Source organism: Pseudomonas putida, from assembly GCF_028682395.1.
Lineage (GTDB): Bacteria > Pseudomonadota > Gammaproteobacteria > Pseudomonadales > Pseudomonadaceae > Aquipseudomonas > Aquipseudomonas putida_AB.
Genome location: NZ_JANHLC010000008.1, coordinates 1 through 26162 on the forward strand (window position 1 = coordinate 1; position 26162 = coordinate 26162).

23 protein-coding genes are annotated in these 26162 nt (G+C 61.4%); 8 read left to right on the plus strand and 15 right to left on the minus strand.

Translation table 11 applies throughout. The features are described from left to right. Positions 1-175 precede the first annotated feature (175 nt). Complete coding sequence (locus tag NPS46_RS18230; RefSeq protein ID WP_274109574.1) at positions 176-1651, plus strand: APC family permease; 1476 nt, start codon at positions 176-178, stop codon at positions 1649-1651. Positions 1652-1716: 65 nt separating this feature from the next. After that, entirely contained in the window at positions 1717-3579 is a 1863-nt protein-coding gene (locus NPS46_RS18235; RefSeq protein ID WP_274109576.1) for an NAD(P)/FAD-dependent oxidoreductase, read from the plus strand. A 51-nt stretch (positions 3580-3630) separates the two neighbouring features. On the opposite strand, the gene NPS46_RS18240 is transcribed toward NPS46_RS18235, so the two are convergent. From NPS46_RS18240 to NPS46_RS18250, 3 genes are all read right to left on the minus strand, one after another. Further along, on the minus strand, positions 3631-4737 hold the full coding sequence (locus NPS46_RS18240) for an NADH:flavin oxidoreductase/NADH oxidase (RefSeq protein ID WP_274109577.1): 1107 nt from the start codon (positions 4735-4737) through the stop codon (positions 3631-3633). Between the two features lie 279 nt (positions 4738-5016). After that, positions 5017-6726, minus strand: coding sequence for a single-stranded-DNA-specific exonuclease RecJ (recJ, locus tag NPS46_RS18245; protein ID WP_274109579.1), 1710 nt, complete (start codon positions 6724-6726; stop codon positions 5017-5019). A 53-nt stretch (positions 6727-6779) separates the two neighbouring features. Further along, positions 6780-7322 carry a YaeQ family protein gene (locus tag NPS46_RS18250; RefSeq protein ID WP_274109581.1) on the minus strand — a complete coding sequence of 181 codons (543 nt, stop codon included), beginning with the start codon at positions 7320-7322 and terminating at the stop codon, positions 6780-6782. A gap of 139 nt (positions 7323-7461) precedes the next feature. Here NPS46_RS18250 and NPS46_RS18255 point away from each other — a divergent pair, with 139 nt between their 5' ends. Continuing rightward, positions 7462-8661 carry a CaiB/BaiF CoA transferase family protein gene (locus tag NPS46_RS18255; protein ID WP_274109583.1) on the plus strand — a complete coding sequence of 400 codons (1200 nt, stop codon included), beginning with the start codon at positions 7462-7464 and terminating at the stop codon, positions 8659-8661. Between the two features lie 35 nt (positions 8662-8696). Next, positions 8697-9578, plus strand: coding sequence for a TIGR02285 family protein (locus tag NPS46_RS18260; RefSeq protein WP_274109585.1), 882 nt, complete (start codon positions 8697-8699; stop codon positions 9576-9578). A 185-nt stretch (positions 9579-9763) separates the two neighbouring features. Here the strand turns inward: NPS46_RS18260 and NPS46_RS18265 are convergent, their stop codons facing one another. The 6 genes from NPS46_RS18265 to xerD form a co-directional block, all read right to left on the minus strand. Further along, positions 9764-10051 (minus strand): DUF3509 domain-containing protein, encoded by a 288-nt coding sequence (locus tag NPS46_RS18265; protein ID WP_274109587.1) that lies wholly within the window; start codon positions 10049-10051, stop codon positions 9764-9766. A 178-nt stretch (positions 10052-10229) separates the two neighbouring features. Continuing rightward, a complete protein-coding gene (locus NPS46_RS18270) occupies positions 10230-11363 on the minus strand; it encodes an EAL domain-containing response regulator (RefSeq protein WP_274109589.1) in 1134 nt (377 codons plus the stop codon). 168 nt (positions 11364-11531) lie between these two features. Continuing rightward, positions 11532-12941, minus strand: coding sequence for a threonine synthase (thrC, locus tag NPS46_RS18275; protein WP_274109591.1), 1410 nt, complete (start codon positions 12939-12941; stop codon positions 11532-11534). Between the two features lie 108 nt (positions 12942-13049). Next, the gene (locus NPS46_RS18280) at positions 13050-14354 is read right to left on the minus strand and encodes a homoserine dehydrogenase (RefSeq protein WP_274109593.1); all 1305 of its coding nucleotides are present in this window, start codon (positions 14352-14354) and stop codon (positions 13050-13052) included. Between the two features lie 139 nt (positions 14355-14493). Then, entirely contained in the window at positions 14494-15222 is a 729-nt protein-coding gene (locus NPS46_RS18285) for a thioredoxin fold domain-containing protein (RefSeq protein WP_274109595.1), read from the minus strand. 184 nt (positions 15223-15406) lie between these two features. Continuing rightward, a complete protein-coding gene (xerD, locus tag NPS46_RS18290; protein ID WP_274109597.1) occupies positions 15407-16303 on the minus strand; it encodes a site-specific tyrosine recombinase XerD in 897 nt (298 codons plus the stop codon). Between the two features lie 117 nt (positions 16304-16420). Here xerD and NPS46_RS18295 point away from each other — a divergent pair, with 117 nt between their 5' ends. After that, on the plus strand, positions 16421-18241 hold the full coding sequence (locus NPS46_RS18295; protein ID WP_274109598.1) for a cation:proton antiporter: 1821 nt from the start codon (positions 16421-16423) through the stop codon (positions 18239-18241). On the opposite strand, the gene NPS46_RS18300 is transcribed toward NPS46_RS18295, so the two are convergent. The 6 genes from NPS46_RS18300 to ffh form a co-directional block, all read right to left on the minus strand. After that, entirely contained in the window at positions 18238-18651 is a 414-nt protein-coding gene (locus tag NPS46_RS18300) for an acyl-CoA thioesterase (RefSeq protein WP_274109600.1), read from the minus strand. The two genes, NPS46_RS18295 and NPS46_RS18300, sit on opposite strands and share 4 nt — an antisense overlap. 92 nt (positions 18652-18743) lie before the next feature. After that, on the minus strand, positions 18744-19094 hold the full coding sequence (gene rplS, locus NPS46_RS18305; protein ID WP_043193039.1) for a 50S ribosomal protein L19: 351 nt from the start codon (positions 19092-19094) through the stop codon (positions 18744-18746). Positions 19095-19139: 45 nt separating this feature from the next. After that, entirely contained in the window at positions 19140-19913 is a 774-nt protein-coding gene (trmD, locus tag NPS46_RS18310; RefSeq protein WP_274109602.1) for a tRNA (guanosine(37)-N1)-methyltransferase TrmD, read from the minus strand. Next, complete coding sequence (gene rimM / locus NPS46_RS18315) at positions 19895-20431, minus strand: ribosome maturation factor RimM (protein WP_274109604.1); 537 nt, start codon at positions 20429-20431, stop codon at positions 19895-19897. The genes trmD and rimM overlap by 19 nt, the downstream gene beginning before the upstream one ends. A gap of 5 nt (positions 20432-20436) precedes the next feature. Beyond that, positions 20437-20688: a 30S ribosomal protein S16 gene (gene rpsP / locus NPS46_RS18320; RefSeq protein ID WP_007927680.1), complete on the minus strand. Its 252-nt coding sequence runs from the start codon at positions 20686-20688 to the stop codon at positions 20437-20439. 249 nt (positions 20689-20937) lie between these two features. Continuing rightward, complete coding sequence (gene ffh, locus NPS46_RS18325) at positions 20938-22314, minus strand: signal recognition particle protein (RefSeq protein ID WP_274109613.1); 1377 nt, start codon at positions 22312-22314, stop codon at positions 20938-20940. Positions 22315-22524: 210 nt separating this feature from the next. On the opposite strand from ffh, the gene NPS46_RS18330 reads away from it, so the two are divergent. From NPS46_RS18330 to NPS46_RS18340, 3 genes are all read left to right on the plus strand, one after another. Next, on the plus strand, positions 22525-23337 hold the full coding sequence (locus NPS46_RS18330; protein WP_274109615.1) for a cytochrome C assembly family protein: 813 nt from the start codon (positions 22525-22527) through the stop codon (positions 23335-23337). Positions 23338-23349: 12 nt separating this feature from the next. Then, a complete protein-coding gene (locus tag NPS46_RS18335) occupies positions 23350-24591 on the plus strand; it encodes a transporter associated domain-containing protein (protein WP_274109617.1) in 1242 nt (413 codons plus the stop codon). A 222-nt stretch (positions 24592-24813) separates the two neighbouring features. Beyond that, positions 24814-26124, plus strand: a complete 1311-nt coding sequence (locus NPS46_RS18340) for an MFS transporter (RefSeq protein ID WP_274109619.1) — start codon at positions 24814-24816, stop codon at positions 26122-26124. Positions 26125-26162: the final 38 nt, after the last annotated feature.

Here is a 26162-nt window from a genome sequence, read left to right on the forward strand (position 1 = left end):
AAGAAACAACATGGCCAGCCAGCGGACACCTGTCTATAGGGGCCCGCTCGCTGGCGATGGCCACACCGCAAAACCGCAGTAACCACCACAAAAACCACCGCGCGGGTCGGCTCTCAAGAGCTCGATCACGACAGCGGGTATCCGAAATCTATCGATTTGCCGGAGAACAAACGCCATGAGTGCCCGTCAAGAACTCTCTGCCGACAGCGATGCCGAGCAACTGCGCCAACTGGGCTATACCTCGAACTTCAACCGTAGCATGAGCCTCTGGGAAAACTTCGCCCTGGGCTTTACCTACCTCTCGCCCGTGGTCGGGGTCTACACGCTCTTCGGTCTGTGCCTGGCTGCGGGAGGCCCGCCGATGTTCTGGGCCTATCTGCTGGTTGGCTGCGGCCAGTTGCTGGTGTGCCTGATCTTCGGTGAAGTGGTGTCCCAATTCCCGATCTCCGGCGGGGTCTATCCCTGGGCCCGACGCCTGGTGGGCAAGCGCTGGGCGTGGATGGTCGGCTGGGTGTATTCCATCGCCCTGTGCGTGACCATCGCCGCCGTCGCGGTCGGCGCCGGCCCGTACCTGGCCGCCATGCTCGGTTTCGAGCCCAACAGCAATACCAATATCGTCATTGCCCTGGTCCTGACGCTGTTCGCCACCCTGGTCAACCTGAGCGGCACCAAGGTGCTGGCACGGATCGCCATGTTCGGTTTTCTGTGCGAGCTGGTCGGCGCGGTCATCGTCGGCGTCTACCTGCTGGTCTTTGAGCGACATCAGCCAATCAGCGTGCTGTTCAATACCTTCGATATCAGCATCGACGGCTCGTACCTGCCGGCCTTCCTGACCGCCTCGCTGGCGGGGATGTTTCTCTACTACGGCTTCGAAGCCTGTGGCGACGTTGCCGAGGAAACGCCCAACCCGAGCAAGCAGATCCCGGTGGCCATGCGCATGACCATCTATATCGGTGGCCTGGCAGCGATGTTTGCCTGCCTGGCACTGATTCTCGCGGTGCCGGATATGCAGGCCGTGATCGATGGCACCGACAAGGACCCGGTCACTACCATCCTCGACAATGCCTTTGGCAGTATCGGTTCGAAAGTGGTGATGGGCGTGGTGATGGTCTCGTTCATCTCCTGCGTGATCAGCCTGCAAGCCGCCGCCAGCCGCCTGCTGTACTCCTACGCGCGGGACGAAATGGTCGTTGGCAGCAGCCTGCTCAAGCGCATTTCGCCCAACACCCAGGTGCCGGTGGCCGCGCTGTTTGTCTCCGGCGTGCTGCCGGCGCTGATCATTATCCTGGGGTTCTTCCTGCAGGACGCGGTCGCGACCATCGTCAGCTTTGCCGCCATCGGCATTTACCTGGCCTTCCAGATGATTGTCCTCGCGGCGCTGTTCGCCCGGGCACGCGGCTGGAAGCCCAGCGGCAAGTTCACGCTGGGCGCCTGGGGGCTGCCGGTCAATATCGGCGCGCTGGTCTATGGGCTGTGCGCCATCGTCAATATGGCCTGGCCACGGACGCCGGACGCGCCCTGGTACATCAATTACTCGATGCTCCTGAGCACCGCCATCGTCATTGCTTTGGGGCTTCTCTACATGTGGCTGGGCAAACCGTACGACCGTGGCACCGCCCCGGCCGGTGATGCCTGGAAAATCAGCCGCTAACGCCACGCTCCCCGGTTCGTGTGTCGAGCCGGGGACAGCTCTCCCCTATTCAGCAAGGATTCACCATGGACATCACTCGCCGCGACTTCCTCAATGGCGTCGCGATCACCGTTGCCGCCGGCATGACCCCGCTGCAAATCCTGCAGGCCGCTCCGGACGGCCGTTATTACCCGCCCGCCCTGACCGGCCTGCGCGGCAGCCACGTTGGCTCGTTTGAAGTGGCCCACCAGATGGGCTGGGAAAAAAAGGTCTTCAATACCGATGCACTGCCCATCCACGAAGAATACGACCTGGTGGTCGTCGGTGGCGGCCTGAGCGGCTTGTCGGCGGCCTGGTTCTATCGGGACAAGCACCCAAACGCACGCATCCTGATTCTCGAGAACCATGACGACTTCGGCGGCCATGCCAAGCGCAACGAATTCTCGGCCGGTGGACGCATGATTCTCGGTTATGGCGGCAGCGAATCCTTCCAGTCGCCCAGCCACCTGTACAGCCAGGAAGTGAATGGCCTGCTGCAAAAGCTCGGGGTCAACATCAAGCGCTTCGAAACCGCTTTCGATCGCCAGTTCTACCCTAATCTGGGCTTGTCGCGTGCGGTGTTCTTCGACAAGGAAAACTTCGGCGAAGACAAGCTGGTCACCGGCGACCCGACGCCGATGGTGGCCGACGATATCGCGCCCGACCAACTGCACGCGCGCCCGATCAAGGCCTTTATCAACGACTTCCCACTGCCGCAGGCGGACCGCACGGCACTGATCGCGCTGCACGAAACGCCCAAGGATTATCTGAGCGGGAAAACCGTCGACGAAAAAATCGCCTACCTGGAAGCCACTAGCTACCGTGACTTCCTGCTCAAGGACGCGGGTATCTCGGCCGGTGCGGTGAAATATTTCCAGAGCCGAACCAACGACTTCATGGCCCTGAGCATCGACGTCGTCGCGGCATACGATGCCTACAACGTCGGCTTCCCCGGTTTCGCCGCGCTCAACCTGCCGCCGATCAGCGAAGAAGCCAAGGTGGAGATGGAAGATCCCTACATCTACCACTTCCCCGATGGCAACGCCTCGCTGGCCCGCCTGCTGGTGCGCAGCCTGATCCCGAGCGTGGCACCGGGCAACACCATGGACGATATCGTCCTGGCCACCTTTGACTACGCCAAGCTCGACCAGCCCAAGGCACCGGTGCGCCTGCGCCTCAACAGCACGGCCGTCAGCGTGCGCAACGTCGGCGACGGGGTGAATATCGGCTACAAGCGCGGCGACCAGCTCGTCCAGGTGCGCGGCAAGCACTGCATCATGGCCTGCTACAACATGATGATCCCTTACCTGTTGCGCGATCTGTCGACCGAACAAGCCCATGCTCTGAGCCAGAACGTGAAGTTCCCGCTGGTTTACACCAAGGTGGTGATCCGCAACTGGAAATCCTTCCAGAAGCTCGGCGTTCACGAGATCTATGCGGCCACCCAGCCCTACAGCCGGATCAAGCTGGATTACCCGGTGAGCATGGGGGGCTATGAACACCCCAGGGATCCAAACCAACCCATTGGCCTGCACATGGTCTATGTGCCCACCAGCCCGAACAGCGGCATGAATGCCCGCGACCAGGCCCGAGCAGGACGCGGTCGGCTGTTTGGCGAGAGCTTCGAACACCTGGAAGCGCAGTTGCGTGACCAGCTCCAGCGCATGCTCGGCCCGGGTGGTTTCAATCACCAGACCGATATCCTCGCCATCACCGTCAACCGCTGGTCCCACGGTTATGCGTGCTTTGCCAACAGCCTGTTCGATGATGCCGACGAATGCGAAGCCTGGATGAACCTGGCCCGCAAGCCTGTCGGTCGGGTCAGCATCGCCAACTCCGATGCGGCCTGGAGCGCTTACGCCCATGCGGCAATCGACGAAGCCTGGAGAGCCGTGGGGGAAGTGGGTTAAACCCGGTAACCATCAGGCCCGGCGTGGATGGCCGGGCCTGATGGGCGGCCATCAATCGCGCAGGTCCGACTCATGGATGGGCTGGTCACGGTGCGTGGCTCGCTGATATTGCGCCGGCCAGGTGGCCTTGCGGCCACCCAGGTCGTCGTCGGCATGCAGGGGCCAGTACGGATCACGCAACAGCTCCCGGGCCAGCAGGATCAGATCGGCCTGGCCGGTGCGCAGGATATGTTCGGCCTGGGCCGGCTCAGTAATCAGGCCAACGGTGCCGGTCGCGATGGCCGCTTCCTTGCGCACGCGTTCGGCAAAGCGGGTCTGGTAGCCCGGGCCGGTAGGAATTTCCGCATTGGCCGCAGTGCCGCCCGACGACACATCGATCAGGTCCACCCCCAACGCCTTCAGACGCCGCGCCAGCTCTACCGTCTCATCGGGGTTCCAGCCGTCCTCCACCCAATCTGTCGCCGACACCCGCACAAACAGCGGCAGCTCCTGGGGCCAGACTTCACGCACCGCTTCGGTGACCTGCAACACCAGGCGAATCCGGTTCTCGAACGAGCCGCCGTACTGATCGCGGCGCTGATTGCTCAAGGGCGAAAGGAACTGGTGCAACAGATAACCGTGGGCGGCGTGCACCTCGACCACCTTGAAGCCGGCTTCCAAAGCCCGCCTGGCGGCGGCGACAAACGCCTGGATCACGGCGCCGATCTGGGCCTCGTCAAGCTGGGTCGGGGCGCTGTGCTGCGGATCGAAGGCGATGGGTGACGGACCGACCGGGATCCATCCGCCGTCTGCGGGCTTGAGGCTGCCATGCTTGCCCAGCCACGGCCGGTAGGTACTGGCCTTGCGCCCGGCGTGAGCCAGCTGGATACCGGCGACCGCACCCTGGGCGCTGATAAACCGGGTAATGCGTTGCAGCGGTTCGATTTGCGCGTCGTTCCACAGCCCCAGGTCCTGGGCGGTGATCCGTCCATCGGCAGTGACGGCCGTGGCTTCGGTAAAGACCAAGCCGGCCCCGCCAATGGCACGGCTGCCGAGGTGAACCAGGTGCCAGTCATTGGCCAGGCCATCGACGCTGGAATACTGGCACATGGGGGAAACGGCGATACGGTTGAGCAGGGTCAACCCGCGCAGGGTATAGGGTTCTAGCAACAGGCTCATGGGGCACCTCTCAATTCCAGTGGACGGCTCCAGGGTGCTGTTCGAAGGCGCTGAGTGGCCAGATGGAAAGAGATCCGCCCCCCGGCGGGTAATAGTGAAAACGGCACACGCTCTATCGGACAGTGCTTAGAGACTAGTCGACATCGGCGAATCGAGCAGGGTTGCGATGCAATTGCGCAGCGCGTTGGTCGCCGCTACCGCCCGAGGGCGACCGCGGGCACTGCACTCCCCCTCCAGCACACGCCACCGAACGGGAAGGCCGCGCAACGGCACGCGGGGCTAGCGCGGTTCGATATGGGCGATCATCAATTGCACCGTTTCATTGCCCCGGTACTCATTGACGTCAAGCTTGTAGGCCAATTCAACCCAGCGAATGGTCGGATTGGGCCAGATCTCACGGTCGATGCCAAAGGCAATCCCGTCAAGCTTTACCGAACCACACTCACTCTTGAGCACCACCTTCAAATGGCGCTCGCCCACCACCCGTTGCTCCACCAGCTGGAAGACACCATGGAACAACGGCTCCGGAAAGTGCTGGCCCCAGGGCCCGGCATTGCGCAGAGCGCGGGCCAGTTCCAGGTGGAACTCCTCGACCGCCAGGGTGCCATCGGACAACAACCGCCCCGTCAGATCATCCTCATTAAGCTGGCGCCGCACCTCGGCATCGAAGGCCTCGGCAAACAGCGGGAAGTTGGCCTCGGGCAACGTCAGGCCCGCCGCCATGGCGTGACCGCCGTACTTGGTGATCAGCTCGGGATATTGAGTCGCCACCACGCTCAGCGCGTCGCGAATGTGAAAGCCCGGCACTGAGCGCCCGGAGCCCTTGAGCAAGCCGTCGCCCGCATCGGCAAAGGCGAAGGTCGGGCGGAAATAGCGCTCCTTGAGCCGCGACGCCAGGATACCGATCACCCCCTGGTGCCACTCGGGGTCGAACAGGCACAGACCAAATGGCAGGGACTCCACCGTCAGGTCCTTGAGCTGCGCCAGGGCTTCACGCTGCATGCCTTGCTCGATGGATTTGCGGTCCTGGTTCATGCCATCAAGCTGCGCCGCCATCTCGCGGGCCTGGGCGACATCTTCGGTCAACAGGCATTCGATCCCCAGGCTCATGTCGTCCAGACGCCCCGCCGCATTCAGCCGCGGGCCTAGGATAAAGCCGAGGTCGGTGGAGGTAATGCGCGAATGATCACGCTTGGCGACTTCCAGAATGGCCTTCAAGCCGGGCCGCGCCCGCCCGGCACGAATCCGCTCAAGGCCCTGATGGACCAGAATGCGGTTATTGGCGTCCAGCGGCACCACGTCGGCGACGCTGCCCAGGGCGACCAGATCGAGCAATTCGCCGATATTGGGTTGCGGCTGACTGGCGTAACAGCCCAGGCTGCGCAAGCGTGCGCGCAGGGCCATCAGCACATAAAAAATCACCCCGACCCCGGCCAGCGACTTGCTCGGGAACTCGCAGCCAGGCTGGTTCGGATTGACGATGGCATCGGCCGCCGGCAACTCGACACCCGGCAAGTGGTGGTCGGTGACCAGCACCTTCAAGCCCGCCGCCTTGGCCGCCGCCACGCCGTCGACGCTGGAAATGCCATTGTCCACGGTAATCAGTAACTGCGGCTGGCGCTCCAGGGCCACGGCCACGATTTCCGGGGTCAGCCCGTAGCCGTATTCAAAGCGATTGGGCACCAGGTAATCGACATGGGCCGCGCCCAGCAGGCGCAAACCCAGCAGGCCGACGGTACTGGCCGTGGCGCCATCGGCATCGAAGTCACCCACGATCAAGATGCGTTCACGCTGCTCCAGCGCCACCACCAGCAGGTCCACGGCAGCGTCGATCCCCTTGAGCTGCTGGAACGGAATCAACCGTGCCAGGCTCTTGTCCAGCTCCTCCACCGACGCCACGCCCCTGGCCGCGTACAGCCGGGTCAACAGGGGTGGCAGATCACCGAGAAACGGCAGGGTGGCGGGCAGTGGACGAGGTTCGATACGCATGGGCTGGCGGTAGGTCTCTGGATAATCGGAAAAAGAGGGGGACGTGCTCGGCTTCAGCCGCGCTCGCCGAGCAGCCACTCCAGCTGGACTTCATGCTGGCCGCGATCGTCGGTAACGAACATCGTGCCTTCGCTGATCATCACATCCCATTTGATGACCCGCGGCATGTCCTTGGCCAGGGTCTCGAGGACTTCCTGGGGAACGGCAGCGATATGCAGGTTTTTCAGGTTCTTCACCGCATCGACCACCTTAGTCTGCCAAACCCGCAGGCTGCCGTAGGCCAGCAGGCTGGTGCGTTCGGTGCGGCGCGAACACCAGGTCAGGCGATCGGCGTCCGGCTGGCCGACTTCGATCCAGTGCAGGACACGATCATCCAGGCTGCGTTCCCAGAGCGCCGGTTCATCCACATCCGACAAACCGCGCCCGAACGACAGATGCTCGTTGTACCAGAAGGCGTAGGCCAGCAGACGTACGGTCATGCGCTCTTCGGTTTCCGAAGGGTGACGGGCGATGGTCTGGTTGACGCTCTCGTAGACCCCGCGATCAAGGTCGGTCAGGTTCAGGTTGAATTTGTAGGTAGTAGACGGCTGTGCCATGAACGGGGCTTCTAAAGGCGAGGAAAGGCGGCAAGTCTAACCGATACGGCCAGACCCCGGCGCATGATGATTTGACCCGCCCTGGCCGAGCCATGTTAAAACGCTCTACTGCCTAGCCTCTCGTCCTACAGGATTCGTTATGCCGACCACCGCCCAACCCCTTGCCGGACTCAAAGTCATCGAGCTCGGCACCTTGATCGCCGGACCTTTCGCCGCACGTATCTGTGCCGAATTCGGGGCCAATGTGATCAAGGTCGAGTCTCCGGAGGGTGGCGACCCCCTGCGCAAGTGGCGCAAGCTCTATGAGGGCACGTCGCTGTGGTGGTTTGTCCAGGCGCGTAACAAACAATCGCTGACGCTTAACCTCAAGCACCCCGAGGGCCTGGCCATCCTCAAGCAACTGCTGGCCGACGCCGACATTCTGATCGAGAACTTCCGCCCCGGTGTGTTGGAAAAACTCGGGCTGGGCTGGGACACCCTGCATGCGCTCAATCCCAAGCTGGTGATGGTGCGCCTCTCCGGGTTTGGCCAGACCGGCCCCATGAAGGATCAGCCAGGCTTTGGCGCCGTTGGCGAATCCATGGGGGGCCTGCGCTATATCACCGGCTTCGAAGACCGCCCGCCGGTGCGCACCGGCATTTCCATCGGTGACTCCATTGCAGCCCTTTGGGGCGTGATTGGCGCCTTGATGGCTTTGCGTCATCGCGAAGTGAATGGTGGCCAGGGCCAGGTGGTCGATGTCGCCCTGTACGAAGCCATTTTCGCGATGATGGAAAGCATGATCCCGGAGTTCGACGTGTTCGGTTTTATCCGCGAGCGCACCGGCAATATCATGCCCGGTATCACCCCCTCCTCCATTCACACCAGCCAGGACGGCCGGCATGTACAAATCGGCGCCAATGGCGATGCGATCTTCAAGCGCTTTATGAGCGCCATCGGCCGTGATGACCTGGCCAACGACCCGGTGCTGGCGAGCAACGATGGCCGCGACACACGCCGTGACGAACTTTACGGGGTCATCGATCGCTGGGTTGCATCCTTACCCCTCGATGCGGTCCTCGACGTGCTGAACCGCGCCGAAGTCCCGGCCAGCCGGATTTTCAGCGCCGAGGACATGCTCACCGACCCGCAGTTTCTCGCCCGGGAAATGTTCCTCCACGCCAAACTGCCCGACGGCAAAGCCTTCAAGATGCCCGGCATCGTGCCGAAACTCTCCGAGACACCCGGCAGCGCGCAGTGGGTCGGGCCGCAACTGGGTGAGCACAATGAACCGGTTCTAAGCGAACTGGGCTACGACGCAGCGAGCATTGCCCGCCTGCGCGAAACCGGGGCCATTTAGGCAGGAGCCATCTATTGGGTGAGGTGAACAGGGTCATGGATTATCGCTTCTGGTCGCGCAAACTGGCCTGCGTTCTACTGAGCGCAGCCTGCCTGCTTGCACCCCAGGCCCATGCCAGGGAAACCCTGGTCTGGCTGCTGCGAGACCTGCCGCCACTGACCATCTTCGAGGGCCCGCAAAAGGGCCAGGGCGCGGTTGACCAACTGCTGCCACTGTTGATGGCCAGCCTGCCCGAGTACGAACACAGCATTTTGCGCGTCAACCGCGCGCGGGCCATGCAAATGCTCCACGAACCGGGCTTTGCCTGCGATCCGGCACTGTTGTGGACTGCCGAGCGGGCCAAGACCATCACCTACTCCATCCCCAGCATGGGCATGAACAGCAACGGTCTGATCGTTCGAGACCAAGACAGCGCCCTGCTCAACCCCTTCACCCACCAAGGCGAGGTGGACCTGGGAGCGCTGCTGACCAAGGGCGATTTGAAACTGGGGATCATTGCCGAACGCAGCTATGGCCCCCAGATCGACAGCGTGCTCAAGCACGCACCCGCCGAGCACCTGACCGCCCACTATGGCAACGATGCCTTGGGCAGCCTGTTGCAGATGCAGCGCCTGGATCGCCTGAAGCTGCTGCTCGGCTATTGGCCGGAAGTCCGCTACCAGGCCAGCCAGCAGGGTATTGCGTTACAGGAACTGCGGTTTTATCCCGTCGAAGGCAATGCCAAGTACCAGTTTATTCACGTCGCCTGCTCCAACACCGCCCAGGGACACGCGGCCATCAGCCGCATCAATGAAACCCTGCGCAACTTGCGCCATGAACGCCTGCCGGGGTTCTACGCCGCCTGGCTCGACCCGAAGATGCATGGCGAGTACCTGGAAGATGCCAAGGGGTTTTTCCAGAACCCGCAGGACCAGTAGTCAAACGGCCAAATTGCAGGCAAAAGAAACCCCGAGAAGTGGGGAGTCGACTCGGGGTTAAACGTGGTCTGGGGAGACCAGAACGGCAGGTTACAAGCAAAGGAGCGAAATGCCTGACCTTGCCGTTACAAAATATGACTTTTTCAGCGGCCCAAGGTTCCCGAAAAATCGATTTTCTTGGCCCGTCAGTTGAACAGCGCGAACGAGCGGCGTTGTTCAACCCCGCGTAGCGTGGCAATCATGCTGGGCTCCAGCCGCCCTTCGGCAATTAGTACATCACGGTGCAGGCCGTCCACCACGTCGATCAGCAACGGCTTGTCGGTGAGCTGGGCCTGATTGATCTCGCGTTCCACCAGAACCACTCCCTCGACATTGCTCACGCTCACCAGGCATTCGCCGTGGGCACCGCAAGGCGACAAGGCAACCCGATAGGGGGCCAGCGCGTCATTCAACAACAGGCGGGTACTTTCCATCTCGCTCACTCCTCACTCATTCGACACTGTCGGTGCACAAGACCGACCACGGAAAACCAAGTGCCTGTAGTACTGACCCGCATTACAAACAGAAAGTTCGTACAGGCACGACGTAGAAAGAAAGCCCGTCGCCCCCAGCCTGTACGATAAAGATGACAGATCAAACCGCATGGGCGCCTCAAGCCGCGCCGCGCTCACTGATCCAGGTTTGCAAGAGCGCATAGCTCATCGGCTCGCCGCAAATAGCTCCCTGGGGGCAGGCCATAAGGCGGTCGGGAAATCGCTGGACGTTCGACGTCACCACGCTCATGCCCATCTGCGCAGCCACCGCCGTCCCAGCCGCAAGGACCGCCGCCTGGCACGCATCGTCTGCCGGTGCGGCGATGATCAGCTCGCTGAAAGGCAACTCCAGCAGCCCTTGCAGGCTGATGGCGGTACAGCCGAAATCGCCCAGTGCCAGCCGGCATCCCAGCCGATGCAAGCGCTCCAGGCTCTCGCGGCGCTGCTGCGCGCTCAGCAGGGCGATATCTCGAACCTGCAGCGTGACCAGGTCCGCAGGGATCCCGGTGCGCTCAAGCAGTTCGCAGAGCCGCTCGATAAGTCTGGGCTCCTTTAGCCAGGCCGGGCTTACGCTGACGCCCACCGGCAGCGCCCTGCCGGACTGTGCCGAAAAACGTGCAGAGGCCGTGAACGCCAGCTCCAACAGATGCCAGGACAGGGCGGCGGACTCGATACTGGCCAGCATGCTTTGCGGCGCGACCGTCACTCCCGCGCAATAGCGCCAGCGCGGCAGAGCATCCACCCTGAGCAAATCCCCACCTGGGGACAGTACGGGTTGGTAGTAGGCGACACAGTATTGGAGCGGTGATGCCAGCAACGCACAGGCAGGCACCTGCTGACGCTCCACCAAACCATGACGTTGCTCCTCGAGTTCGTGGTAACGCGCCAGCAACGCGCGTAAAGCATTCGGCGTGAGCGGCTTTTGTACCCCTCCCAGCACCCACAGCCCTTGCTGTTCCGCCAGACAGACCGCGTGATCGATGACCGCCTGTTCGGCGCTGCTCAGAATAATGATGGCCTGAGCTGCATGGTGTCGGCCCAGATAGCGGATCATCTCGAACCCGTCATCGCCAGCCATGTGCAGGTCGCAAATGGCAATGTCGATACTGCCGCGGTTACCGAGGGAGCGTTGCGCCGCCTCGACATTCTCGGCCGTCAGCACATCGAAGACTTCCTGACAATTGAGCATCTGGTGCAAGGCCATCAATTGGAACGAATGGTCTTCGAGAATCAGTACCTTGAGCGCGCGCATATGCCTCTCCTAAACAGCCTCTGGTTCCACGCTGAGTACCTTAAGGAAACTCGGCAAAGCCCCGTATAGGATGGCTCCCAAATGGAAGTGCGCCGCCGTGCTGCGCCACCCGGGCAGAAACGAAAAAGCCCGTCACAAGACGGGCTTTTCCAGATCGGCGCTAGCGGCTTACAACGGTTTGCCGCGATTGCCACGCTCGCTGACAAAGCGCTGAACGGTCTGCAGATCATTGGTCAATACCGTGCAACGCTCCTCGCGCTCGAACAGGTCCGCCAGGTGCGGCGGCAGCTCCAGAGCCTTGCCGACACCCGCCTTCTCGACCGCTTCGGGGAACTTGACCGGGTGGGCGGTCCCCAGGATCACCATCGGGGTATCCAGGCTGCGCCGGCACTCGCGCGCCGCCTTGACGCCAATGGCGGTGTGCGGATCCAGCAGCTCACCGCTCTGGGCGAAGACTTCGGCGATGGTCTCGCAGGTCTGGGCGTCGTCTACGGCCAGGGAGTCAAACAGTCTGCGGGCTTCGGTCCAGCGGTCCTGATCGACGCTGAAACCACCACCCTGCTTGAAGTTCTCCATCAGTTCGGCGATCGCAGCGCCATTGCGCCCGTGCAGGTCGAACAGCAGGCGCTCGAAGTTCGAGGAGACCATGATGTCCATCGACGGCGACAGGGTCGCGTGCAGGGTTTCCTTGACGTACTGATTACCGCTCATAAAGCGGTGCAGGATGTCGTTGCGATTGGTCGCGACGATCAGTTGGCTGATCGGCAGGCCCATGTTGCGCGCCAGGTATCCGGCGAAGATATCGCCGAAGTTGCCGGTCGGCACCGAGAACGCCACCGAGCGGGCCGGGCCGCCCAGTTGCAGGGCCGCGTGGAAGTAGTAAACGATCTGGGCCATGATCCGCGCCCAGTTGATCGAGTTCACGGCGACCAGGCGGGTGCCCTTGAGGAAGCTCTGGTCGGCGAAGCTTGCCTTGACCATTTCCTGGCAGTCATCGAAGTTGCCTTCGATGGCAATGTTATGGATGTTGTCGCCGAAAATGGTCGTCATCTGCCGGCGCTGCACTTCGGATACCCGGTTGTGCGGATGCAGGATAAAGATATCGACGTTGTCGCAACGACGGCAGCCTTCGATTGCCGCGGAGCCGGTATCGCCGGAGGTGGCACCGATGATCACCACGCGCTCGCCGCGCTTTTCCAGCACGTAGTCGAGCAGGCGACCGAGCAGTTGCAGGGCGAAATCCTTGAACGCCAGGGTTGGACCGTGGAACAGTTCCAGCACCCATTCATTGCCGTTCAACTGACGCAGCGGCGCCACGGCACTGTGGGCGAACGCGCCATAGGTCTCTTCGAGGATCTTCTTGAAATCGGCGTCGGGGATGCTGCCGCTGACAAACGGGCGCATCACCCGGAAAGCCAGCTCGTGGTACGGCAGGCCCGCCCAGGAAGCGATCTCTTCCTGGGTAAAACGTGGCAGGTTTTCCGGCACATACAGGCCGCCATCACTGGCCAGGCCGGCCAGCAGCACATCTTCGAAATTCAGGGCCGGTGCCTGGCCACGGGTACTGATATAGCGCATGGGTGCAAACCTTTGGGTTGGAGCTCCAAGCTCAAAGCTAAAAGCTGCAAGTAGAAACACATCGGCTCTGACTTGCAGCTTGCCGCTCACAGCTTGGCGCTTAAATGATCAATTCAGGTGTTCGACGCGGATACGCACGACCGGCCCAACGACGCCCTGCAACGCTTCAAGCGCATTGATGGCATCGTTCATGCGCTGCTCCTGCACGCGGTGGGTCAGCAGAATCATCGGCACCAGGCCATCCTGTTCTTCGACTTCTTTCTGCATGATCGATTCGATATTGATGCCGCGCTCCGACAGGATGCTCGCCACCTGGGCCAAAACGCCTGGATGATCCTTGGCCTGAATACGCAGGTAGTAGGAGCTTTCACAGGCTTCGATCGGCAGGATTGGATGAGCCGACAGCGAGTCCGGCTGGAAGGCCAGGTGCGGTACACGGTTCTCCGGGTCGCTGGTCATGGCGCGAACCACGTCGACCAGGTCTGCGATCACCGAGGATGCCGTAGGCTCCATACCGGCGCCAGCGCCGTAGAACAGGCTCGAACCGGCAGCATCGCCATTGACCATCACGGCATTCATCACACCATTGACGTTGGCGATCAGGCGGTCAGCCGGAATCAGCGTCGGGTGCACCCGCAACTCGATGCCGGCCGGGGTGCTGCGGGCCACGCCAAGATGCTTGATGCGATAGCCCAGGGCCTCGGCGTAGTTCACGTCGGCAGTGGTCAGGCGGGTGATGCCTTCGGTATAGGCCTTGTCAAATTGCAGCGGGATGCCGAAGGCAATCGACGCCAGAATGGTCAGTTTGTGCGCTGCATCGATACCTTCGACGTCGAAGGTAGGATCGGCTTCGGCATAGCCCAGGGCCTGGGCTTCGGCCAGCACGTCTTCGAAGGTACGGCCCTTCTCGCGCATTTCGGTCAGGATGAAGTTGCCGGTCCCGTTGATGATCCCCGCCACCCAGTTGATGCGGTTGGCCGAGAGCCCTTCGCGAATCGCCTTGATCACCGGGATGCCACCGGCCACGGCCGCTTCGAAGGCGACGATCACGCCCTTCTCCTGGGCGCGGGCAAAGATCTCGTTACCGTGCACGGCAATCAGCGCCTTGTTGGCGGTGACCACGTGCTTGCCGTTGTCGATGGCCTTGAGCACCAGCTCACGGGCGATGGTGTAGCCGCCGATCAGCTCGATGACGATATCGATGTCCGGATTGGTCGCCACGGCGAATACATCGTTGGTAATGGGGGTACCGGTAATCTCGCACTGCGGGTTTGGCGTACGCATGGCAATTTGTGCCACTTCGATTCCACGCCCGGCACGGCGGGCAATCTCCTCGGCGTTACGCTTGAGTACGTTGAAGGTGCCGCCACCGACGGTACCTAGCCCACAGATGCCTACTTTGACCGGTTTCACTGAAGAACTCCCCATGAAACGGCCGACGCGAGGTCGGCCGTGGAAAACAGCCGCAGGTACCCTGCGGCTCTCTATTGATGCCCGGGCGGTGCAAGCCCGCCGGGCATGATCGTCAAAGGCTTAGCGTGACGATGCTGGATTATTTCGCACCGAGGATCAGTTTGGCCAGTTGCGGCGCAGGCTGATAACCCGGAATCACCTGACCGTCAGCCAAAACAATGGCCGGCGTACCGTTTACGCCAATCGACTGGCCCAGGGCGAACTGCTTGGAAACCGGGTTGGCGCACTTGGCCGCCTTGATTTCCTTGCCATCGACCATCTTGTCCATCGCGCCTTTCTTGTCCTTGGAGCACCAGACCGCCTGCAGTTGTTCGTCGCCTGCCGAGCCGAGGCCCTGACGCGGGAACGCGACATAACGCACTTCGATGCCCTGACGATTGAGCTCGGGGATTTCGGCGTGCAGCTTGTGGCAGTACGGGCAGGTGGTGTCGGTAAATACGGTGATATGGGATTTGGTTTCGCCAATGGCCGGATAAACCACGGTTTCGGCAACCGGAATGCCATTGATCAGCTTGGAAATGCCCAGGCGCTCGGTCTTCTCGGTCAGGTTGACCGGCTTGCCGTCCTTGAGTTGGAACAGGTAGCCCTGGACCACGAACTGGCCGTCAGCGCTGGCGTAGAGTACGCGGCTGCCCTGCAGTTTGACTTCGTACAGACCGGCCAGCGGGCTGGCGCTGATACTCTCGACCGGTACTTCCAGTTGCAGGCCTTCGAGGCTCTTGCGAATGGCTTGCTCGGCGGCGTTATCGGCCAGGGCGACGGTGCTGAACAACGCCAAGGCAGCGGCAAAAATCTGGGTCAAGCGCATGGGAACTCCTGAGGGCGGAAAAATGGGCCGCAAGGTAACACGCAGTTCCGGACGGGAAGGCGGTGAAGGCCCATTGTATAAACCGACAAAGCCTATCACATAAGGCCGCTGGGGCGGACTCCCGATCAATGGGAGCCCATATTTCTGCAATCCGCTTACAACACTCCGTACAGGTAAATCGCGATCAACCTCGCGGATGGTGGCGAGCATGTAAATCCTGCAATCGGGCACGGGCAACATGGGTGTAGATCTGGGTCGTGGACAGGTCACTGTGCCCCAGCAGCATCTGCACGACCCGCAGGTCCGCACCATGATTGAGCAGGTGCGTGGCAAAGGCATGGCGCAATGTATGGGGCGACAATGATTTGGCAATCCCGGCAACGCCGGCCTGGTGCTTGATGCGGTGCCAGAAGGTCTGGCGCGTCATCTGCTCGCCGCGCTGGCTGGGAAACAGCACATCGCTTGGACGGCCGTTGAGCATCTCGTTACGCCCATCGCGTATATAGCGTTCAACCCAGACAATCGCCTCTTCCCCCATGGGCACCAACCGCTCCTTGCTCCCCTTGCCCATCACCCGCAACACACCCTGGCGCAGATTGACCTGTTCCAGGGTCAGGCTGACCAGTTCGGTGACCCGCAGGCCGCAGGCATACAAGACTTCAAGCATGGCCCGGTCGCGCTGGCCAATGGCTTCGCTCAGGTCCGGCGCGGCCAGCAAGGCCTCCACATCGGCTTGCGATAGGGATTTGGGCAACGGCCTGCCCAACTGAGGCATATCGACTTGCAGTGTTGGGTCCACGACGATCAGTTTTTCTCTCAGCAAATGCCGATAGAACCCACGCACACCAGAGAGAAAGCGCGCAGTGGAGCGCGGTTTATAACCCTGCTCCAACCGCCAGGCCAGATGGTCAAGGATCAACTCGCGACCGGCCTGGTCCAGCTCCAGCCCCAGCTCCCGTAACCAGCCGTTAAAGAGTGCCAGGTCACTGCGATAGGCCGCTCGGGTATTATCCGACAAACCTTTTTCCAGCCACAGGGCATCGAGAAATTGATCAATCAGGGGATGGTCGATGGCAGGCATGAAAAGCTCTGAAAACTGGGTAGGCGCAGTGCTTGGGCGCTGCACAATAAATAACATCATCGCCAAGCGTGGCCGCTAGTCTTTCATAGCCGGCCCCTTCAAGGAACAGGAAACCCCATGAGCGAACAACAGATACTGCTGACCCTGGGTGGCATCGGCCTGGTCGCCCTCGCCTGCCAGTGGCTGGCCTGGCGTATCAAGCTGCCCGCCATTCTCTTTCTGCTGCTCAGCGGCATCGTGCTGGGCCCCGTACTGGGCTGGCTCGACCCCCAGGAAATGTTCGGGCCGTTGCTGATGCCCCTGGTTTCGCTGGCGGTCGCACTGATCCTGTTCGAGGGCAGCCTGACCCTGCAACTGTCCGAATGGCAGGAAATCGGCAGCGTGGTCAAACGCCTGGTCACCCTCGGCGCCCTCTCGACCTGGGCGGTGATTACCCTGGCCACCCACTGGCTGCTGGACTTCGATTGGATGCTCGCCCTGCTTTTCGGCACGCTGACCCTGGTCACCGGGCCCACGGTCATTGCGCCGATGCTGCGGGTCGTACGCCCCCGCGCGTCCATCGCCACTATCCTGCGCTGGGAGGGCATTGTCATCGACCCGATTGGCGCCCTGCTCGCGGTGGTGGTCTACAGCTTTATCATCGCCAACGCCTCGGGCGCCGGCTTGAGCCACAGCCTGCTGACCTTCGCCGGGGTGATTGTCTGCGGCAGCGGCTTCGGGATCGCCGGCGGCTGGCTGCTGGGCCAGGTGATACGCCATCAATGGCTGCCCGAGTACCTGCACAACCTGGCGACGCTGGCGGCGGTGCTGGGGATCTTTGTCCTGTCCAACCAGGTCATGCATGAATCAGGACTCCTGGCCGTGACCCTGATGGGTATGTGGTTGGCCAATATGCCGGGAGTCGATGTCCGCGACATCCTCAACTTCAAGGAAAACCTCAGCGTCCTGCTGATTTCCGGGCTGTTTATCCTGCTTGCAGCGCGGCTCGACCTGGACGCCCTGATCGGCCTGGGACCGGTGGTGCTGCTCTTGCTGTTGATCATCCAACTGATTGCCCGGCCATTGACCGTGGCCCTTTCAACCTTTGGTTCGAATCTGAACTGGCGCGAGCGGACCCTGCTGGCCTGGGTAGCCCCACGGGGGATTGTCGCAGCGGCGGTCTCGGCCATTTTCGCCCTGCGCCTGCACGAAGCCGGTCATGAAGGCGCGCTGCTGCTGGTGCCGCTGACCTTCGCGGTGATTATCGGCACCGTTGTCCTGCAAAGCGCGACCGCTCGCCCCCTTGCGCGGCTGTTGAAAGTCGCGGAACCGGCGCCCAGTGGCTTTCTGATCGTCGGTGCCAACGGCCTGGCCCGCACACTGGGCAAAGCCCTGCAACAGCTGGGCAGTCGCGTCCTGCTCACCGACTCCAACTGGGAAAATATTCGCGCCGCCCGCATGGACGGCCTGCCGACCTACTTTGGCAACCCGGCCTCGCAACACGCCGAGGTCCACCTCGACCTCGTCGGGCTCGGCCATCTACTGGCACTGTCGCCCGCCGGCGAACTCAACACGCTGGCGTGCATACGTTTTCGCCATGATTTCGGCCAGAAACGGCTGTTCACCCTGGCCAGCGGCCTGGAGAAAAGGCGCTCGGACAAACACCGCGCCAGCCACGAGCACCGTGGTCGGCCCCTGGGCAAGCAGGCCTTGACCTATGCCCAACTGGCCGGCCTGCTCAATAAAGGCGCCGAGCTGTACAGCACCACGCTCACCGAGAACTTCAATTGGGAGGACTACCAGGCACTGCATGGCGAACGGGCAATACTGCTGTTTGCCCGGGATCTGCAAGGCTGGGTGCATGTGATCACCCCGGAAACGGAGCTGACGCCCCAGGCCGGATGGACTGTACTGGCGCTGATTCAGCAAGCCCCCGAGTCCGGCGAACCGCCACTCTAGGCGTCGTAGCCCGGCAGCACCGGGACCGGACGCTTGTCATCGTCGATGGCCACAAAACTGAACAGGCCATGGATGGCCTTGTCCCGACCATCCTGGCTCATGCTTTCGACGAAGACCTCGACTTCGACCTTGAGGCTGGTCCGGCCCACTTTAACCACTCGCCCTACCAGCTCGACGATCGAGCCGGCCGGGATCGGGTGGTTGAAGTCGATACGGTCGGTCGAGACCGTGACCAGGGGCAGACGGCAAAACCGGGTGGCCGTGATAAAGGACACTTCATCCATCCAGGCCAGGGCCGTGCCGCCGAACAGGGTGTTGTGATGGTTGGTGGTCGGCGGGAAGACCGCCTTGGTGACGCGGGTCACCGATAACTCGGTACGACGCTGGATTTCTTGCTCGCGGGAACTCATGGGAATCGATTGCCTGAAACGTTACATACAAAAATGACGGAAACAAAAAAGCAGCCCGTAGGCTGCTTTTTTCTGCATCGTAAAAACTGAACTTAAGACAGTTTTTCTTTGATGCGAGCTGCTTTACCCGACAGGTCGCGCAGGTAGTACAGCTTGGCTTTACGCACGTCACCACGGCGCTTAACGGCCATGCTGTCGATTTGCGGGCTGTAGGTCTGGAAAGTACGCTCTACGCCAACGCCGTTGGAGATTTTACGAACAGTGAAAGCACTGTTCACACCACGGTTACGCTTGGCAATTACCACGCCTTCAAACGCCTGCAGACGCGAACGGTCGCCTTCCTTCACTTTCACCTGAACGACAATGGTGTCGCCCGGGGCAAAGGGAGGGATCTCTTTGGTCATCTGCTCTGCTTCGAGTGCAAGGATGATTTTGTTGGTCATGCTGTGCTCCTAAGGTAAATCGTCTGACTTACCATCGATACGTTGTTAACTATCGTCCCGCTCGCGGATGTATTCCTCGAGCAGCTTCTTCTCTTCTCCAGAAAGCGAGCGGCTTTCCAGAAGATCGGCGCGTCGTTCATAGGTCCGCCCGAGGGACTGCTGTAAACGCCAACGCCGGATGTGTGCGTGATTGCCGCTTAGCAATACGTCGGGAACACGCTGATCCGCATACACCTCCGGTCGGGTGTAGTGCGGGCAATCCAGCAAACCATCCGTAAAGGAATCTTCCTCCGCGGAGTCCGCATGCCCTAAAGCTCCGGGCAGCAGTCGTGTAACCGCATCTATCAGGACCATCGCCGGCAGCTCGCCGCCAGACAGGACATAGTCCCCAATCGACCACTCTTCATCGACATGAGCATCAATAAAACGCTCGTCAATGCCTTCATAGCGACCGGCAATCAGGATTAATGCTTCCAGATTCGCCAACTCGCGTACCGCCGACTGATTCAGCTGACGGCCTTGAGGGGACAGGTAAATTACCTTCGCCTTCTCCCCGGCGGCTGCCTTGGCCTGAACCAATGCATCTTCCAGGGGCTTGATCTTCATCACCATGCCCGGACCACCGCCAAATGGGCGATCATCCACAGTGTGATGTCGATCCGTCGTGTAGTCTCGCGGGTTCCAACAGGTGAGCTGCAAGAGCCCCTGTTTCACCGCCCGACTGGTGATGCCGTACTCGCTGATGGCGGAAAACATCTCGGGAAACAAACTGATCACTTCTACGCGCAAATTAGCCACGCTTAGAAGTCCGCATCCCATTCCACCTTCATCTCGCCTGCGGCCAGGTCGACAGCCAACACGCATTGCTCGGTATACGGCAACAGGCGTTCGCGATCATCCAGGCTGCCAGCGCAAGGCTTGACCACCATTACATCATTGGCGCCGGTTTCCAGAAGATGATCGATCTTCCCGAGCAATTGCCCGAGTTGGTCAATAACCTTCAGACCTTCAAGCTGGTACCAGTAGTACTCGCCGTCGGTCAATTCAGGGAACAGGTTGCGCGGCACGCAGATCTCATAACCGGCCAGAAGACGAGCTTCTTCACGATCATCGAGACCCTTGAGCTTTGCGACCAGGAATTTGTCATTCCCGCGTCCGCTGACCAGCTCAACCTGTTTCACGCTACCTTCGCGCTTGAGCGTCCAGGTTTTGTAGTCCAACAGGTTTTTAATTGGATCAGTAAAGGAATAAACCTTCACTTCGCCGCGAACGCCGTGAACAGAGTAGATTTTGCCGATAACGATCAAATCATCAGCAGGAGCAGGCGTCGCGTTCATAGGCTTCAGGCTGCAGCCTTAGCCGATTCCTTCAGCAACTGAGCAACGCGCTCAGAAGGCTGTGCACCAACGCTCAGCCAGTAGGCTACGCGCTCTTGGTTCACGGACAGGCGGACTTCTTGACCACGAGCGATCGGGTTGAAGAAGCCAACTTGTTCTTTGTGCGAACCGTCGCGTGGGTTGCGGCTGTCGGTCACGGTCAAGTGGTAAAACGGGCGCTTTTTGGAGCCGCCAAGGGCAAGACGGATTGTTAGCATGTGAACATCGTTCCTGTAGTCGGTGCTGCAAATCTAAATGCACAGCGGGCATGGGTGCCCGAAAGGCCGCATATTCTAAGGAATATCCGGACTTTTGCAAATGCCTTTTTCCGGCGCCTGGCGCCATATCATCGAGACTTGCTATAGAGCCGTCGTTCAAAACGGCCAGTCAGCTCCCACGCAATGCGGGTTTGCTGGAGATCCCACGTCCCTGTGGGCAAGGCGATAACCTTCTATCGCCTGAATTCCTTACATCTTTGGCATACCGCCGCCGGGCAACATTCCGCCCATGCCGCGCATCATTTTGGCCATTCCGCCCTTGGCGGAGAATTTCTTCATCATCTTCTGCATCTGCTTGTGCTGCTTAATCAAGCGTCCGATGTCCTGCACCTGGGTGCCGGAGCCCATGGCGATCCGACGCTTGCGCGAACCGCTGATCAGCTCAGGGTCACGCCGCTCGGCCGGGGTCATGGAGTTGATGATGGCTTCCATCTGCTTGAACTGCTTCTCTGCCGCACCCTGGGCATTGCCCATCTGCGCCAGGTTCACACCACCGATATTGGGCAGTTTGTCCATCAGGCCGCCAAGGCCGCCCATGTTTTTCATCTGCTGCAACTGGTCGCGGAAGTCCTCGAGGTCGAAGCCCTTGCCCTTCTTGAGCTTCTTGGCCAGTTTGTCGGCCTTTTCCTTGTCGAGGGTCTGCTCGGCCTGTTCGATCAGGCTGAGCACGTCCCCCATACCCAGGATCCGCGAAGCAATTCGCTCAGGGTGGAAAGGCTCGAGGGCTTCGGTCTTCTCGCCCATACCGATGAACTTGATCGGCTTGCCGGTGATCGCGCGTACCGACAGCGCGGCACCGCCACGGGCATCGCCGTCGACCTTGGTCAGGATCACCCCGGTCAATGGCAGCGCATCGCCAAAAGCCTTGGCCGTATTGGCGGCATCCTGGCCGGTCATGGCATCGACCACGAACAGCGTTTCCACCGGCTTGATCGCCGCGTGCAACTGCTGGATCTCGCCCATCATCTCGGCATCGATATGCAGACGACCGGCGGTGTCGACGATGACCACGTCGATAAACTTGAGCTTGGCTTCTTTAATAGCCGCTTCGGCGATCGCCACCGGCTTCTGGCTGATATCGGACGGGAAGAACGTCACGCCGATGTCGTTCGCCAGGGTTTCCAGCTGCTTGATGGCGGCCGGACGGTAAACGTCCGCCGAAACCACCATCACGCTTTTCTTCTTGCGCTCTTTAAGGAAGCGCGCCAGCTTGCCGGCGGTGGTGGTCTTGCCCGCACCTTGCAGACCGGCCATCAACACCACGGCAGGCGGAACGGCACTCAGATTGAGGTCTTCGTTGGCCGCGCCCATCAGGCTCTCGAGCTCGGCCTGGACGATCTTCACGAAGGCCTGGCCCGGCGTCAGGCTGCGCGACACCTCGGTGCCGACAGCGCGCTCCTTGACCGCATTGACGAAGTCTTTCACCACCGGCAGGGCGACGTCAGCCTCGAGCAACGCCATGCGCACTTCGCGCAGGGTGTCTTTGATATTGTCTTCGGTCAGCTTGGCCTTGCCGGTGACATGGCGCAGCGTCTGCGAGAGACGGTCGGTTAGGTTTTCAAACATGCGCGATCCTTTAAGGCCCTGAATTGACCGAGGTAGGGGCCGCCCGGCGGCGAAAAAAACAGCGCCCGGCGAGCCTGCGGCGTGGGCAGGTCGCGGATTATAGCGAAGACTGCGCGTCGCGCCCACCTCGGCTGTCTGGTGCCATGGCCTTTCGTGGAACGGCGGTTGTATGCCAAACTCAGGGCCTTTCGGGTCCGCCTAACAGGATTTATGCTCCCCTTGTCACCCAGCCTGCTTATCAGTCTCGTCGCCGCCTGCCTTTACGCCGCCGCGACCCTTTATCAAGGCTCGCGCCTACGCCTGGGCACCAAGGCCAACAAACGCCTGCTGGTCGGGCTGGGCATCGGTGCCGTGCTGATCCATGCCGCCAGCCTTTATACCCACCTGATCACGCCACTTGGCCTGGCAATGGACTTTTTCAGCGCGGCCAGCCTGATCGCGGCGGCGGTCATTGCCCTGACCCTGCTGGCCTGCGCGCGCATCCCGGTGGAGAATCTGCTCCTGCTCCTGTTCCCGCTCGGGCTACTGACCGTGCTGCTGGCGCAGTTCGCCCCGGCCGGCACCGTGCAGATCATCGATGAAGCCCCCGGCATCCTGGCCCATATCCTGTTGTCGATCCTGGCCTACGGTATGTTCACCATTGCGGTGTTCCAGGCGCTGCTACTGCTTTTGCAAGACCATCAACTCAAGCACAAGCACCCCTCGGGACTGATCCGCAACTTCCCGCCCCTGCAAACCATGGAAAGCCTGCTGTTCGGCTTCCTCTGGGCCGGCTGGACGCTGCTGTCGCTGTCGCTGATCTCCGGCTGGCTGTTCGTCGAGAACCTGTTCGCCCAGCACCTTGTCCACAAGACCCTGCTGGCCTGCCTGGCCTGGTTCGTCTTCAGCGTGCTGCTGTGGGGGCGTAGCCGCCTCGGCTGGCGCGGACACAAGGCGATCCGCTGGACCCTCGCCGGCTTCTGCCTGCTGATGCTGGCCTATTTCGGCAGCAAGCTGGTTCGCGAATACATCCTGCACATCTAAAGGCCCGAGAACATGGATAGCTTGCCCACCGGGCCGATGCTCGCCGTATTGGCCCTGCTGATCGTCTGGTCGGGGCTGTTCACGGCCATCGAAGCCGCCCAGTTGCAATTGATCGGGCAACGTCCCGCTTCTCGTACCCGCGACAAAGCCCCTGCACGCCTGGGTTTCCCCAAGGAAAGCCTGATTCTGTGCAATACCCTGTGCCGGGTATTGGCGGTGATTATCGCCACCCTGTTGAGCCTGGCCCACTGGGGTGAAAACGGCCCATTCCTGGCCTGCCTGGCGAGCACACTGGCCTTGCTGCTGCTTGCCGAGTACCTGCCCAGGGCCCTGGCCAATCGCTATCCACAAACCGTTATCAGCCTGGGCAATGCCCTGCTGGCGATCCCGCTGAAAGTACTGTTCCCCCTGGCCTGGCTGCTCGACGGCCTGGCGCGTCAACTGATTCGCCCACTGCTGCCCAAAGCCGGCGTCGTTCGCCAGAGTGATCAGCAAACCCTGGACAACCAGGCCGAGGACGACGATCAGGAAGGCGCGGGCAATTCTCCCCACAGCCTGAGTGGCATCCACGCCCTGGATAACATCACGGTCAACGACATCCTGGTGCCCCGCAGTGAAGTCGACGGAATCAATCTCGATGACCCGATCGAACAGATCATCGAGCAACTCCGTACGTCCAAACGTACCCGACTGCCAGTCTTCCACAGCGACATCAACCAGGTCGAAGCCGTACTCAACACCCGGCAGATCCGCCACCTGCTAACCGATGCCAGCCTGACCAAGGCCGCCCTGCTCGCCGCCTGCCATGAACCCTATTTCGTCCCGGAAAGCACGCCCCTGCACTTGCAGTTGCTGAATTTCCACAAGCAGCAGCGTCGCCTGGGCATGGTCGTCGACGAGTACGGCGAAGTGCTTGGCATCGTCACCCTGGAAGATATCCTCGAAGAAATCGTCGGCGAGTTCGAAGAGGAACACCGCCTCGACAACCCCCATATCCATCCCCAGGTCGACGGTCGTTTTATCATCGATGGCGCCGCCTCGATTCGCGAGCTGAACAAAAGCCTGGGTTGGCACCTGCCCAGCGACGGCCCGAAGACCCTCAACGGCCTGGTGACCGAGGCGCTGGAAAGCATCCCCGAAAGCGCCGTATGCCTGAAGATCGGCCGCTACCGCCTGGAAATCCTTGCCACCGAGGAAAATCGTGTCAGCCGCGTTCTGATCTGGCACACCAGCACCCTGCCCAGCGCCGTCTGATCCTGATCCTGCCCCTTGCTCGATAGATAGCACGCTTCCTATAATCCCCCTGGCTTACCCAGCTCCGCCGCTTCGCGTGCTACCCGCACCCCGCAAGAACCGGCCCTCGCTATACCCACGCTTTCGCGGCGGCGACTTCCATCCCGAGTCCCGCCCGCACTCGCCCCACGCTTGACCACAATAATTGGCTCCACTGGAGCACAGACCGTCAGGGATACCCACATGAGCACCCTTAGCGAAGCCGCCAGCGCAAAACCCGTCAATTCCACGACCCGCGTGGCCACGGCGAGCTTTATCGGTACGGCCATCGAGTTCTACGATTTCTACGTCTACGCCACTGCGGCAGCCCTGGTGATTGGCCCGGTGTTCTTTCCCCAGACCTCCGGCACCGCCCAGATGCTGTCCGCCTTTCTGACCTTTGGCATCGCGTTCCTCGCCCGCCCGCTGGGCTCGGCACTGTTTGGCCATTTCGGCGATCGCATCGGGCGCAAGTCGACCCTGGTCGCATCCCTGCTGCTGATGGGCGTCTGCACCACCTTGATCGGGGTCCTGCCGGGCTACGACAGCATTGGCGCCTGGGCCCCGATCCTGCTCTGCGTGCTGCGCTTCGGCCAGGGCCTGGGACTGGGTGGCGAATGGGGCGGCGCCGCCCTGCTGGCCACGGAGAACGCGCCCAAGGGCAAGCGCGCCTGGTTCGGCATGTTCCCGCAACTGGGCCCATCCATTGGGTTTCTGGCAGCCAACGGGCTGTTCCTGAGCCTGGCCATGCTGCTGAACGACGAACAGTTCCGCTCCTGGGGCTGGCGCATCCCGTTCCTGCTCAGTGCCGCCCTGGTCATGGTCGGCCTGTATGTACGCCTCAAACTGGAGGAGACCCCGGTGTTCGCCAAGGCGGTGGCACGCCACGAGCGCGTGAAAATGCCGGTCGTCGAACTGTTCAGCCAGTACTGGGCACCGATGCTGCTGGGCGCCGCCGCCATGGTGGTGTGCTATGCACTGTTCTATATCTCGACGGTGTTTTCACTCAGCTATGGCGTCTCGACCCTGGGCTACAGTCGCGAGACCTTCCTTGGCCTGCTGTGCTTCGCCGTCCTGTTCATGGCGGCCGCGACGCCGCTATCGGCCTGGGCCAGTGATCGATACGGACGCAAGCCGGTGCTGATTGTCGGCGGCGTGCTGGCAATCCTGTCCGGCTTCACCATGGAGCCCTTGCTGACCCAGGGCTCGACCTGGGGCGTGGCCCTGTTCCTGTGCATCGAGCTGTTTCTGATGGGCGTGACGTTCGCCCCGATGGGCGCCCTGCTGCCCGAGCTGTTTCCCACCCATGTCCGCTATACCGGTGCATCGGCGGCCTACAATCTGGGCGGAATCGTCGGAGCATCCGCCGCCCCCTTCTTCGCCCAGAAACTGGTAGCGATGGGCGGCTTGAGCTGGGTGGGCGGGTATGTGTCGGTGGCGGCACTGCTCAGCCTGATGGCCGTGTTGTGCCTGAAAGAAACGCGCCATAACGATCTCGACCAGATCGGTCGATAGGCGCTCGCCAGTCAGCGCAACGGTACTGCGCTGACTGG